At 61.9% G+C, this 13,069-nt stretch carries 12 protein-coding genes; 9 read left to right on the forward strand and 3 right to left on the reverse strand.

The window, feature by feature from the left end; genetic code table 11:
* The first annotated feature begins 38 nt into the window (after positions 1-38).
* The 5 genes from lpxD to lpxB are packed head-to-tail and all read left to right on the forward strand — an operon-like array spanning position 39 to position 4,446.
* Positions 39-1,106, forward strand: coding sequence for a UDP-3-O-(3-hydroxymyristoyl)glucosamine N-acyltransferase (gene lpxD, locus BM216_RS21350; RefSeq protein WP_093001215.1), 1,068 nt, complete (start codon positions 39-41; stop codon positions 1,104-1,106).
* Positions 1,099-1,566 carry a 3-hydroxyacyl-ACP dehydratase FabZ gene (gene fabZ / locus BM216_RS21355; RefSeq protein WP_093001216.1) on the forward strand — a complete coding sequence of 156 codons (468 nt, stop codon included), beginning with the start codon at positions 1,099-1,101 and terminating at the stop codon, positions 1,564-1,566. Before lpxD ends, fabZ begins: the two co-directional genes overlap by 8 nt.
* Positions 1,563-2,378, forward strand: coding sequence for an acyl-ACP--UDP-N-acetylglucosamine O-acyltransferase (gene lpxA, locus BM216_RS21360; protein ID WP_093001217.1), 816 nt, complete (start codon positions 1,563-1,565; stop codon positions 2,376-2,378). The genes fabZ and lpxA overlap by 4 nt, the downstream gene beginning before the upstream one ends.
* On the forward strand, positions 2,375-3,271 hold the full coding sequence (locus BM216_RS21365; RefSeq protein WP_093001218.1) for an LpxI family protein: 897 nt from the start codon (positions 2,375-2,377) through the stop codon (positions 3,269-3,271). Before lpxA ends, BM216_RS21365 begins: the two co-directional genes overlap by 4 nt.
* Positions 3,268-4,446: a lipid-A-disaccharide synthase gene (gene lpxB / locus BM216_RS21370; RefSeq protein WP_093001219.1), complete on the forward strand. Its 1,179-nt coding sequence runs from the start codon at positions 3,268-3,270 to the stop codon at positions 4,444-4,446. Before BM216_RS21365 ends, lpxB begins: the two co-directional genes overlap by 4 nt.
* 29 nt (positions 4,447-4,475) lie before the next feature.
* Here the strand turns inward: lpxB and gltA are convergent, their stop codons facing one another.
* The gene (gene gltA, locus BM216_RS21375; protein WP_093001220.1) at positions 4,476-5,765 is read right to left on the reverse strand and encodes a citrate synthase; all 1,290 of its coding nucleotides are present in this window, start codon (positions 5,763-5,765) and stop codon (positions 4,476-4,478) included.
* 277 nt (positions 5,766-6,042) lie between these two features.
* Here gltA and BM216_RS21380 point away from each other — a divergent pair, with 277 nt between their 5' ends.
* On the forward strand, positions 6,043-8,622 hold the full coding sequence (locus BM216_RS21380) for a ComEC/Rec2 family competence protein (protein WP_093001257.1): 2,580 nt from the start codon (positions 6,043-6,045) through the stop codon (positions 8,620-8,622).
* Here the strand turns inward: BM216_RS21380 and lexA are convergent.
* Positions 8,603-9,319, reverse strand: coding sequence for a transcriptional repressor LexA (gene lexA / locus BM216_RS21385; protein WP_093001221.1), 717 nt, complete (start codon positions 9,317-9,319; stop codon positions 8,603-8,605). The two genes, BM216_RS21380 and lexA, sit on opposite strands and share 20 nt — an antisense overlap.
* A gap of 196 nt (positions 9,320-9,515) precedes the next feature.
* Here lexA and BM216_RS21390 point away from each other — a divergent pair, with 196 nt between their 5' ends.
* The 3 genes from BM216_RS21390 to eno all read left to right on the forward strand — a co-directional run bounded on the left by BM216_RS21390 (position 9,516) and on the right by eno (position 12,630).
* Positions 9,516-10,388: a VOC family protein gene (locus BM216_RS21390; RefSeq protein WP_093001222.1), complete on the forward strand. Its 873-nt coding sequence runs from the start codon at positions 9,516-9,518 to the stop codon at positions 10,386-10,388.
* Positions 10,389-10,391: 3 nt separating this feature from the next.
* Entirely contained in the window at positions 10,392-11,237 is an 846-nt protein-coding gene (kdsA, locus tag BM216_RS21395) for a 3-deoxy-8-phosphooctulonate synthase (protein WP_093001223.1), read from the forward strand.
* Between the two features lie 118 nt (positions 11,238-11,355).
* Positions 11,356-12,630 carry a phosphopyruvate hydratase gene (eno, locus tag BM216_RS21400; RefSeq protein WP_093001224.1) on the forward strand — a complete coding sequence of 425 codons (1,275 nt, stop codon included), beginning with the start codon at positions 11,356-11,358 and terminating at the stop codon, positions 12,628-12,630.
* Positions 12,631-12,784: 154 nt separating this feature from the next.
* On the opposite strand, the gene BM216_RS21405 is transcribed toward eno, so the two are convergent.
* Positions 12,785-13,069: IS3 family transposase (locus BM216_RS21405; RefSeq protein WP_143102817.1), on the reverse strand; the 285-nt coding region annotated here is incomplete at its 5' end.

A 13,069-nucleotide genomic window follows, 5' to 3' on the forward strand; every position in this document is an offset into this window, starting at 1 on the left:
GCGAAAGCGGCCGGAAACATCTCTGGAGCTCTGGCTTTATGGACCACAACGAATTCTTTCCGCCCCACGATGGTGTGAGCCTGCGCGCGCTGGCAGCCCATCTTGGGGTTGAGCTTTTGGACGACAGCGCGGGCGACCGCGTGATCCGCTCCGTCGCGCCCGTTTCTCGGGCGCAGGAGGGGCAGGTTTGTTACCTGCTCTCACGCAAGAACCGCCACGAGCTGGAGACCTGCCATGCGTCCGCGATCATTTGTGATCCCGGGCTGGCAAACATCGTTCCCTCGCATATCCCTGTCCTGACGACCAAAGCCGCTCACGCGGCCTTTGCGATGGCCGGTGCGCTGCTTCACCCACAGGCGATGCGCCCTGTGCTGACCACATCTGCTGGCGAAGGCATCTCACCCGCCGCTTACGTTGATCCGACCGCTCATCTCGAAGAGGGCGTAACGGTAGAGCCCATGGCCGTCATCGGTGCGCGCGCGCATATTGGCAGCGGTACGCGCATCGGGCCGGGTGTCGTGATCGGGCCCGATGTCCAGATTGGCCGTGATTGCAGCATTGCAGGCGGCGCGAGCGTGATCTCGGCTCTGATCGGCAATGGCGTCATCATTCACAATGGCGCCCGCATCGGGCAGGACGGTTTCGGTTTCGCACCAGGCCCGCGCGGCATGTTGAAGATCGTGCAGGTCGGCCGGGTGGTTATCCAGGACAATGTCGAGATCGGCGCCAATACCACTGTCGACCGAGGAGCCATGGACGACACGGTCATCGGCGAAGGCACGAAGATCGACAATCAGGTACAGATCGCGCATAACGTGCATATCGGCCGGCATTGCGGCATCGCTTCGGGCGCCGGCATCGCCGGATCGACGAAGATCGGCAATGGCGTATTGATTGGCGGCGCTTCGGGCATAAATGGTCACATTACGATTGGCGACCGGGTTCAGATCGCGGCGATGAGTGGTGTTGTCGCGGATATACCTGCCGGTCTCATCTATGGTGGCATACCGGCGCGCCCGATGAGGGATTTCCTTCGCGAAATGGCCGAAAAAATGGCTCAGTCGGACGATAGGGCAAAACGCAAAGGAGAGAAGACCAATGACTGATGAGACCAAGCCGGAACTCGGCGCGGCCGATATTCAGGAAATCATGAAGCTGCTGCCCCATCGCTATCCCTTCCTGCTCGTGGACAAGATCATCGATATCGACGGTGACAACTCGGCCATCGGCATCAAGAATGTTACGGCGAACGAACCGCACTTCACCGGTCATTTCCCTGAGCGTCCGATCATGCCGGGCGTCCTCCTGGTCGAGGGCATGGCCCAGACCGCCGGCGCGATCTGCGCCCGCAAGGAAGGCGAAAGCGGCAATCTCGTGTATTTCATGACGATCGACAACGCCCGTTTCCGCAAGCCGGTCGTGCCGGGTGATCGCGTGGAATACCATGTCGTGAAGCAGAAGCAGCGCGGCAATATCTGGAAGTTCCATTGTGATGCGAAGGTCGACGGCGTGCTGGTCGCAGAAGCTGATATCGGTGCGATGATCGTCCGTAAGGATGGCGAATGAGCACTGTTTCTGCCAGCGCGCGCATTCATCCGCTCGCGGTCGTCGAAGACGGCGCGGTGATCGGCGAGAATGTGGTCGTCGGACCTTTCAGCCATGTGGGCCCCCGCGTCGTGCTTGGGGACAATGTGGAACTGATGTCCCATGCCATCGTGACCGGCAAGACCGAGATCGGCAAGGGTAGCCGCGTCTTTTCGATGGCGGTGATCGGTGGTGTCTCGCAAAGCCTTCATGAAGCAGGTGAGGAATCCTCGCTAACGGTCGGTGAAAACTGCGTCATGCGCGAAGGCGTGACGATGAATACGGGCACCGTTGGCGGTGGCGGCACGACGGTTGTCGGCGACAACTGCCTGTTCCTCGCCAATAGCCATGTAGCGCATGATTGCCAGCTCGGCAGCGGTATCATCATGTCCAACAACGTGATGCTGGCCGGCCATGTTCACGTCGGAGACCGCGCTATCCTGGGCGGCGGCTGCGCCGTGCATCAGTTCACGCGCATCGGTCGTCAGGCTTTCATCGGGGGTCTCTCGGCCGTCAACTACGACGTCATTCCCTACGGCATGCTGAACGGCAATCCGGGCATTCTCGGTGGCCTCAATGTCGTCGGCATGACCCGTGCGGGCATGGACAAGCAGACGATCCACCGCGTTCGTCGCGCCTTCAAGGATATCTTCGAAGGCGAAGGCAATGTCCGCGCGAATGCCACGGCAATCCGCGAAAACTATCTCGATTGCCCCGAGGCGATGGAGATCGTCGATTTTGTCGCGGCCGAAAGCGACCGCGCCATCTCCTCGCCCTTCCGCAGGAAGGGATGAGGCCAGTGGCCGGCGCCTCGGTCAAGGCGCGGCAGGGCGGCCGCCTGGCGATCATCGCCGGGCGAGGCCTGCTGCCGCTCCATCTCGCGCAGGCGGCAAAGGCTGCAGGCGAGGACCCTTTTATCGTCGCCCTGAAGGATGAAGCGGATCACCGTTTCGACCAGTTCGAGACATTGGCCGTCGGTGTCGGAAACCTTGCCGAGATCGAGAAGACCTTTCGCCAGAAAGGGATAGGCCGGGTGGTCATGTCGGGCGGCGTTGCCCGCCGTCCCGAGTGGCGCGACATCCGCCCGACATTCAAGACAATCCTGAAAATGCCGTCCGTCGTGCGTACCCTGTTGTCGCGCGGTGACGATGCCGTTTTGCAGATGGTCATCAAGCTGATCGAGGCTATGGGCTGCGAGGTTGTCGGTGCCCATGACATCGCGCCGAGCCTTTTGGCAACGCTGGGGCCGGTCGGCAATGTTCAGCCGACGGATGAAGACCTGCGTGATATTGCGAAGGGCGTGGAATCGGCTTTGGCTCTCGGCCAACTGGATATCGGCCAGGGCGCGGTCTCCGTCGGCGGCAGGGTTGTCGCGATGGAAGGTGTCGAGGGCACGGACGCCATGCTGCAGCGGGTGGAGGAACTGCGTGCGGATGGGCGCATATCCTCGCGCCGCCGGGGTGTCCTGGTAAAACTCTGCAAGCCGCAGCAGGATATGCGGGCCGACCTGCCGACGATCGGCCCGTCAACGGTCAAGAATGCCGCGAAGGCGGGCCTTGCCGGCATCGCGGTGGAGGCGGGGCGCGCCATCGTTCTGGACGAGGCGGCAATGATTGCGGCCGCAGATGCGGCCGGCATTTTTGTCTGCGGGATCGAGCCGACGCTCCCCGATGGAGGTCTTGGATGAGCCGCGCGTTGAAGGTTGCCGTCATCGCGGGCGAGGTGTCCGGCGATCTTCTTGGCGGGGATATCGTCGCGGCGCTCAAGTCCGCGCATGAACGTCCGGTAGAGCTCATCGGCGTCGGCGGCGACGCGCTCACCGCCCAGGGACTTCGCTCGCTGTTCGACTTTTCCGAACTGTCTATCATGGGGCTCACTCAGGTTCTCGCGCGGCTGCCCAACCTTATCAGGCGCATCAACGAGACCGCCAAGGCGATAGCCGAGGCGCGGCCGGATGTGCTCATCATCATCGATAGCCCCGACTTCACCCATCGCGTTGCAAAGAAGGTGAGGGCGGCTCTGCCGGACCTGCCGATCGTCAACTATGTCTGCCCGAGCGTGTGGGCATGGAAGGAATATCGCGCAAAGGCCATGCTTTCCTATGTGGATCGCGTCCTGGCCGTCCTGCCTTTCGAACCGGCGGCGATGGCGAAGCTGGATGGTCCGGAGACGATCTTTGTCGGCCATCGTCTCACCGATGATGCCGATCTGCTCAAGGTGCGCGGTCTGCGCGCCGGGCGGCCGGTGAAATCGGCGACCGAGGAGAAGACGATCCTGCTTCTGCCCGGATCACGCTCGGCCGAGATCAAGGGCCTGCTGCCGGTCTTCGGCGAAGCTGCGCAGGAATTTGTCTCGCGCAACGGCAAAACGCGCTTCCTGCTGCCGACAGTCCCGCGGCGCGAGGCGATGGTGCGCGAAATCGCGGCCACGCTTCCTGTTTCCGTCGAGATCACATCGACGGCTGAGGGCAAGTGGACCGCCTTTGCGGAGGCCGATGCAGCCATCGCAGCCTCCGGCACAGTGCTCCTGGAACTTGGCCTTGCCACCGTTCCGGTCGTTTCGGCCTACAAGACCGACTGGCTGATCAAGCTTCTTGCCGGCCGCATCAAGATCTGGACCGGAGCGCTTCCCAACCTGATCGCCGACTATGCGGTCGTCCCGGAATATTTCAATGAGGCGGTTCGGCCTGGAAGCCTTTGCCGCTGGGTCGAGCGGCTGTCGAACGATACGCTGCAGCGTCGCGCCATGCTGGAGGGCTTCAACCTCGCCTGGCAAAGGCTGCAGGTGCCTGTTCCGCCGGGGGAGGCGGCCGCAGGCGCGGTACTGGACCTTCTGGACAAGAAAAAACCCGGTCATTTCTGACCGGGTTTTTTGTTGGCTATGCCTGCGGCTTAGCGCTTGGTGACAGGCACGTAGTCGCGCTTGGCTTCGCCGGTGTAGAGCTGGCGCGGGCGACCGATGCGCTGCTGCGGATCTTCGATCATCTCGGCCCACTGGGCGATCCAGCCGACGGTGCGGGCGAGCGCGAAGAGCACGGTGAACATCGTCGTCGGGAAGCCCATCGCCTTCAGCGTGATGCCCGAATAGAAGTCGATGTTCGGGTAGAGCTTCTTCTCGATGAAATACTCGTCGGTGAGAGCGATCCGCTCGAGTTCCATGGCGACCTGCAGAAGCGGATCGTCCTTGTTGCCGAGTTCGGCGAGGACCTCATGTGTGGTCTTCTGCATGATCTTGGCGCGCGGATCGTAGTTCTTGTAGACGCGGTGACCGAAGCCCATCAGGCGGAACGGATCGTTCTTGTCCTTGGCGCGGGCGATATATTCCGGAATGCGGTCGACCGAGCCGATTTCCGACAGCATGTTGAGGGCTGCTTCGTTGGCGCCGCCGTGAGCCGGGCCCCAGAGGCAGGCAATGCCGGCCGCGATGCAGGCAAACGGGTTGGCGCCGGAAGAACCGGCAAGGCGAACGGTCGAGGTCGAGGCGTTCTGTTCGTGGTCAGCGTGCAGGATGAAGATACGGTCCATGGCGCGGGCCAGAACCGGGTTCACCTTGTATTCTTCGCACGGCACGGCAAAGCACATGCGCAGGAAGTTCGACGCGTAGTCGAGGTCGTTCTGCGGATACACGAAGGGCTGGCCGATATGGTACTTGTAGGCCATGGCGGCGATCGTCGGCATCTTGGCGATCATGCGCAGCGAAGCGACCATGCGCTGGTGCGGATCGGTGATGTCGGTAGAGTCGTGGTAGAAGGCCGAAAGCGCGCCGACCGTGCCGACCATGACGGCCATCGGATGGGCGTCACGACGGAAGCCGGTGAAGAAGCGGCTCATCTGCTCATGAACCATCGTGTGATGGGTCACGCGATAGTCGAAGTCCTTCTTCTGGGCCGCGGTCGGCAGTTCCCCGTAGAGAAGCAGGTAGCAGGTTTCCAGGAAGTCACCGTGCTCTGCAAGCTGTTCGATCGGATAGCCGCGATGCAGGAGCACGCCTTCGTCGCCGTCGATATAGGTGATCTTGGATTCGCAAGAAGCAGTCGACGTGAAGCCAGGATCGTAAGTGAAGGCGCCGGTCTGCTTGTAGAGAGCGCCGATATCGATGACATCGGGGCCGATCGTGCCGGATCGAACCGACATGTCGACATTCTTTTCACCGAGCGTGATAGTTGCGCTTTTTTCCGTCATTCTGATCCTCCAACCAGTTGCCTGCGTAGCGCCCAAAAAGCGCCATAAGAGTTAAGCGTCCCAGCTTAGCTATATGATCCGAAACGCAAAGCCAAGCTTTCCTGACGGCAATTTGTGCAGCGCGAAAAAATATTGGGCAGACGGATTTTGAGCTGCGCCAACTTACTGTTGCAATCGCGATCAGGTCCATCCGGGATGCCCTGATCCGCCTCCCGTTGACGTTATGCAAAAGAACGCTCAGGTTGTGTCGGAGCGATCGGGCGGGCTGGCTTTCATCATGCCGGAAGATCTTACACGGGAAGGCGTCGGTGATATCGGCGCACGCGCGGAGCGCGTGGCCTTTGCCGACCTGCGCCCCGATTCCATGCTGCCGGTCATGGGCGCGGGCGACCTCCCGCTTCGCCGCTCGGATGGGGCAGGGCGAGGCCTGGCGCGCGATCTCAAACGCCTCGGCAAAAAGACCGCGCGGCTGGCGCCCGGGCTGTCTGCGGCACTCGATGTCGAGAGGGCCTATGGTCACGTTTTTCTGTTCGTGCCCGTCGCAATCGGCCTGGGCAGCGCGGTCTGGTTCCTCTTGCCGCAACAGACAAGCGCGTGGTCATGCGCCCTCGCGCTTCCGGCGTTCGCTGTCACCGGCCTGATGGCCAGGGGCGGCAGTGCACGCGCGGTCCTCTTGATGCTTTGCCTCATCCTCACCGGCATGCTGTTGGCCAACTTCGAGGCGTGGCGACGGGCGGCGGTCATTCTCGATTCACCCGTGACGACGACGGTCACCGGCGTGGTGGAGCGTGGCGAGATGGTGGGGCCGGGGATGCGCTATCTCGTCAGCATCACCGGCACGAGCGAGCCCAGCCTTCGCAGGCCGCCGCTTCGGGTAACCCTTGTCGCACGCGGGCGGCATGTGCCGTTCGAAAATGGCGCCGCCATTACCGGCCGGGCAAGGCTTTCGCCGCCTTCCGGACCGGCCCTGCCCGGGCTGAACGACTTTGCTTTTTCTGCCTATTTCGACGGTATCGGTGCTGTCGGCCATTTCTACGGTGCGCCGAAGGCCGCCACAGCTTCCGAGAAAAGGGCCGGACCGACGGAGCAGGTGGAGCGCTGGCTCTTTGCGCTGAGGCGTCAGATCGGCGACCGGATCCGGTCGATAGCGCCGGGTGATGCCGGTGCGTTTGCCGCCGCCATCATCACCGACGAACGCCGGGCAATCTCCAACGATACGGTGGAGGCTCTGCGCGTCTCGGGACTTGCCCATATCGTCGCGATCTCGGGGCTCAACATGGCGCTGGCGGCCGGCATCTTCTTCGTCGGGCTGCGCACGCTGCTGGCGCTTTCGCCCGCCGCCGCCCAGGCTCTCCCGGTCAAGAAAATCGCCGCGGCCGGCGCGCTTGCCATGGTCACCGGCTATTATCTCATTTCAGGCTTCGGCGTGTCGGCGCAGCGTGCCTATATCATGATGGCTGTCATCCTGATGGCGGTTCTTCTCGACCGGCCGTCGATCAGCCTGCGCAATGTCGCGCTCTCCGCCCTGATCATCATCGTCTGGACGCCGTCCGAGATCCTGGGCCCGAGTTTCCAGATGTCTTTTGCCGCGACGGCAGCGCTCGTGGCGGGTTATGCCGCCTGGGCGCGGCGGGGGCAGGAGCGTCCCCATGAGCCATTGCCCTTTCGTCACCCGATGGTGATGTCGATCGTCCGAATATGGAATTTCGTCGCGGGCATCATCCTGACATCGCTGATCGGCAGCCTTGCGACGGCAATGTTCTCCGTCGAGCATTTCCACCGGATCGCGACCTATGGCCTTGCCGCCAATCTGGCGGCGATGCCGATCATCAGCTTTCTCGTCATGCCCGCCGGGCTTGCGGCCATGCTGCTCATGCCCTTCGGTCTCGACGCGCCATTCATCACGATCATGGCGGAAAGCCTCGACTGGGTGATCGCCATAGCGCGGCATGTGGCCAGTTGGGGTGGGGATGTAGTCATCGGCCAGCAGCACCCGTGGTTTCTTCCGCTCGGCGTCATCGGCTTCCTGCTGCTGACTTTGTTGCGTTCGCGGCTGAGGCTGGCAGGGCTGCCGTTTCTCGCTGCTGCAATCATCCTGTTCTCGTCGCATACGCTGCCTGCCTCCGATCTGCTGATCTCCGAGGACGGTACGCTTGCCGCAATGAAGACCGGCGAAGGCATTGCAATAAAACGGACACGGCCACCCGCCTTCATTTACGACCAGTGGCGACGGGCAAGGCGACTTCCCGACGCGCAGGCGCCGGTCATCCAGAAAGACGAGGCCAGCACGCCCCAACCGCCGGCGCGGGGAGAACCGCTGTCTGCCAGCGCCATCGCCGATGCCCGGCGCGGCATGAGAGAGGTCGGCGATGGCAAATTCACATGCCGGGAACGGGCCTGGTGCACGGCCATGTCTCCGGCCGGTGTCATCGTCGTTGTGGTCGAGGATGGACGCTATACGGGCGCAGCCTGCGATGTCGCCGATCTGGTCATCGCTCCACGCGCGCGCTTCGATACCTGCCGCTCCGGCAAGCCTCTGCTCAACGTTGCCACATTGCGAAAGACCGGTGCGCTGGAGATCGATTTCGCCGGCTCAAGAGTGCATGCGGATTGGCAAATCGCCACCGCCATGACGGGGTCGTCCCGCCCCTGGAGCATTCACCGCCAGTATGACTGGCGGCGTGACGCGTATGACCCAAGTCTGCCGGATTGGCTTACCCGCGTTACCGGCAGCGCAATAGCGACAACCAGTGACTCGGCAGCCAAAACTCCAGGATCAAGCCTCATTGATGCCGCGTCCGAGATCCGGGCCCCGGACGTTGCCTCCGACTTCGAACTCAGTGATAGCGGCGGATGAGGCCGATCAGCTTGCCTTGGACCTTGACCCGATCCGGCGGGAAGATGCGGGTCTCGTATGCCGGGTTGGCGGCCTCGAGTGCAATGGAGGCACCCTTGCGACGGAAGCGCTTCAGCGTCGCTTCCTCGTCGTCCACAAGGGCGACGACGATATCGCCGGGATTTGCGGTATTGCCGTTGCGGATGATGACGGTGTCACCATCGAGGATGCCGGCCTCGATCATCGAGTCGCCTCGGACCTCCAGGGCATAGTGGTCGCCGGAACCCAGCATTTCCGCCGGTACCGAAATATCGTGCGTGTTGTTCTGGATGGCGGAGATCGGAACGCCGGCGGCGATGCGGCCCATGACCGGCACGCTTGCCGCGTTGATCGTTTCTTCAACCGAAGGCTTGGCGGGTGCGGCGGGAACCGGCTTCTTGCCGAGGCTGCCCTCGATGACGCTCGGCGAAAAGCCACGACGCGGCTGCAGGCTCGGCGTATAGGCTTCCGGAAGCTTGATCACTTCGAGCGCACGGGCACGGTTCGGAAGGCGGCGAATGAAGCCGCGTTCCTCAAGAGCGGTGATCAGGCGATGGATACCGGACTTGGAAGCCAGGTCCAGCGCATCCTTCATTTCGTCGAAGGAGGGCGGCACGCCGGACTCCTTCATTCGTTCGTGAATGAACAGAAGCAGTTCCTGTTGCTTTCGGGTCAGCATCGCCAAGGCACCTTTGTATTCGAAACAAATGCAGAACGGACACTATATGTTCCATATGTGTTCCGCAAGTCCCTAAATTTTGGTGAAGGCGCTATCAGTTTCTCAGATAGCTCATGAAAATTGTCGGCAGGAATCTACTTGCGCTAATCGGCAGTTCGCCCAATGTACTTAAGCGATTGGAAGTGCGGGGGCATTTGTGAGCATTAGGAAAATTGATCATCTCGTTTTGCCGGTCTCTGACCTGGCAAGGACGCGTAGCCGTTTGGCGGACTTGGGTTTCACGGTGGCGCCTGACGGCCATCATCCGTTCGGCACGGCCAATGCCTGCGTATTCTTCGAGGACGGGACTTATCTCGAGCCTCTGGCGCTGGCAGATCGGCGCAAGGCGGGTGCCGCGGCAAAGCGCGGAAATGTCTTCACCGATCGCGATCTGATCTACCGCGGGCGCCGGGGGCGCGAGGGGTTTTCGGCCTTCGTGGTCGCCAGCGATGATGCTGCCGCCGATCATGCGCGCTTTTCTGCCGCGGGGATATCCGCGGGCCAGCCGTTGGAATTCGGACGGATGATGGTGTCACCGGGGGGTGATACGCTTGAGGCGCGGTTCCAGCTGGCGTTTGCGGCCGCCGAAGCCTCGCCGGATTTCTTCGCTTTCGCCGTTCAGCGGCTCGTCTCGTTTCCGCAGGATATGGGAGCGCTCCGCTCCCACGCCAATGCGGTCGTCGGCATCAAGGAGATCGTGCTTTCGGCCGAAGATCCGCTCCAGTCGGCGCAGCTCCTTACGCATGTCTTGCAAGTCCAGGGGGAGGAGGGCGAGACGGGGCTTGCCTTTCCCGTCGAGAACAGCCGTGTCCGGGTGCTTGATCCCGAGCAGCTGGCGCATGATTTCGGTGCCCCCGTGCGAGGTGGCGCAACTGGCCTTTCCGGGCAGGTGGTCGTGTTCCGAACGACCGATCTGGCCGTGACAGAGATCATCCTTGCTGCTAATGACGTCGCGTTCATCCGCCGGGATGGCCGAGTGCTCGTGTCGCCGGCCCCTGGGCAGGGCGTCCTGTTCGGCTTCGAGGAATAGCAAATGGCAGTCTCTCCCAATTCTGAGGTCATCGTCGGCGAAGGCGCCGCGAAGGTCACGTTTTCCAACTCCGGCAAGCTGTCGCTGATCGCCGGTCCGTGTCAGATGGAAAGCCGCGACCATGCCTTCATGATCGCCGGAACCCTGGTGGAACTCTGCGGCAAGCTCGGTATCGGCCTCGTCTACAAGTCGTCCTATGACAAGGCCAACCGCACCTCGCTGTCGGGCAAGCGCGGCATCGGGCTCGATACGGCGATGGAAGTCTTCGCCGACCTCAAGAAGGAATTCGGTTTTCCGGTGCTGACCGACATCCACACGGAAGAGCAGTGCGCGGTGGTCGCAAAGACCGTCGATGTGCTGCAGATCCCGGCCTTCCTGTCGCGCCAGACGGACCTGCTCGTCGCAGCCGCCAAGACCGGCCGGGCGATCAACGTCAAGAAAGGCCAGTTCCTCGCCCCCTGGGACATGAAGAACGTCCAGGCGAAGTTCCTCGAAAGCGACAATCCGAATGTCATGCTGTGCGAACGGGGCGCATCCTTCGGCTACAACACGCTCGTCTCCGACATGCGCTCGCTGCCGGTCATGGCGGCCATGGGTTCGCCGGTGATCTTCGACGCCACCCATTCGGTGCAGCAGCCGGGCGGGCAGGGCGGTTCTTCCGGCGGCGACCGGACCATGGTTCCTGTTCTGGCACGCGCAGCTGTCGCCGTCGGGGTTGCCGGCCTTTTCATCGAGACCCATGAGGATCCGGACAACGCTCCGTCCGACGGCCCGAACATGGTGCATCTGAAGGACATGCCGGCGCTTCTCGAAAAGCTGCTGGCGCTTGATGCCGTCGCAAAGGGCTGATGGCGTCAAAATTCGGCCAGATGGAGCCGCATTGTAATTTGCCTGTCATCGACTAAGACACATTGTCGGTGAATGCCTGTGCGGGCCGATGCCTGCACGTCAAACTGAGGAGAGACCTTTGACCGCCATTACCGACATCATCGCCCGCGAAATCCTCGACAGCCGCGGCAACCCGACCGTCGAAGTCGACGTCTACCTGGAAGACGGCTCGATGGGCCGCGCGGCGGTTCCGTCGGGTGCCTCCACCGGTGCCCATGAAGCGGTCGAACTGCGCGATGGCGGCAAGCGTTATCTCGGCAAGGGCGTCGAAAAGGCTGTTGAAGCGGTCAATACCGAGATCTTCGATGCGATCGGCGGTTTTGATGCCGAAAGCCAGATCCATATCGACAAGACCCTGATCGCGCTCGACGGCACGCCGAACAAGTCGCGCCTCGGCGCAAACGCCATTCTCGGCGTCTCGCTCGCCGTCGCCAAGGCTGCCGCCGAATCGGCCGGTCTGCCGCTTTACCGTTACGTAGGTGGCGCTGGCGCCCATGTCCTGCCGGTTCCGATGATGAACATCATCAATGGCGGCGCCCATGCCGACAACCCGATCGACTTCCAGGAATTCATGATCCTGCCGGTCGGCGCAGAGACGCTGCGCGATGCCGTGCGCGTCGGTGCGGAGATCTTCCACACGCTGAAGAAGGAACTGCATGCCGGCGGTCACAACACCAATGTGGGTGACGAAGGCGGTTTCGCTCCCAACCTGAAGAGCGCGCCGGAAGCACTCGACTTCATCATGAAGTCTATCGAGAAAGCCGGCTACCGTCCGGGCGAGGACGTCTATCTCGGCCTCGACTGCGCCTCGACCGAATTCTTCAAGGACGGCAAGTACGTGATGGAGGGCGAGGGCCGCACGCTCGAGCCGGAAGCCATGGCAGCTTACCTCGCCGAACTCGCAGCCAAGTACCCGATCGCCTCGATCGAGGACGGCATGGCTGAAGACGACTGGGACGGCTGGAAGTCGCTGACCGACAAGATCGGCAAGTCTGTTCAGCTGGTCGGCGACGACCTTTTCGTCACCAACTCGGCCCGCCTGCGTGACGGCATCAAGATGGGAGTCGCCAACTCCATCCTCGTCAAGGTCAACCAGATCGGCTCGCTGACGGAAACGCTCGACGCCGTTGAGACCGCCCACAAGGCTGCCTACACCGCCGTCATGTCGCACCGTTCGGGCGAAACCGAAGACTCGACGATCGCCGATCTCGCCGTCGCGACGAACTGCGGTCAGATCAAGACCGGCTCGCTGTCGCGCTCGGACCGCATGGCCAAGTACAACCAGCTGATCCGCATCGAGGAAATGCTCGGACCGCAGGCTTCTTACGCCGGCCGCTCTATCCTCAAGGGTTAAGGAACGGTCGGCGAAGCCGCCGAAACGATCCAGTGAATCGTTTCGAGTGACGCCCTGAGCTAAAGCGAAGGGCCGGTGTTGCCGGCGGTGGGACATTTCCAAAAGCCATAAAAGGCCCGCGCCGCCATGAACTGACCCCATTAAGTTGGACAGATTAGGCGCTGGGCAGTTTTGAGGGCTGGGTCCTGTATTGTACAGGGCTCAGCCCTTTGAGTTTCAGTTTGATCCTGTCGTTGTTGTAATATCGGATATAGTCGGCAATGCCGTCTTTGAGAGTTTGGACGCTTTCGAATTTGGTCGGGTAGAAGAATTCGGATTTGAGAATGGCAAAGAAGCTTTCCATGGCTGCGTTATCGAGGCAGTTGCCCTTGCGCGACATGCTCTGGACGATGTTGTGCTTTTCGAGCTGCCGCTGATAGCCGACCATCTGGTAGTGCCA

It is taken from the genome of Rhizobium sp. NFR07 (assembly GCF_900111905.1).
Classification (GTDB): Bacteria; Pseudomonadota; Alphaproteobacteria; order Rhizobiales; family Rhizobiaceae; genus Neorhizobium.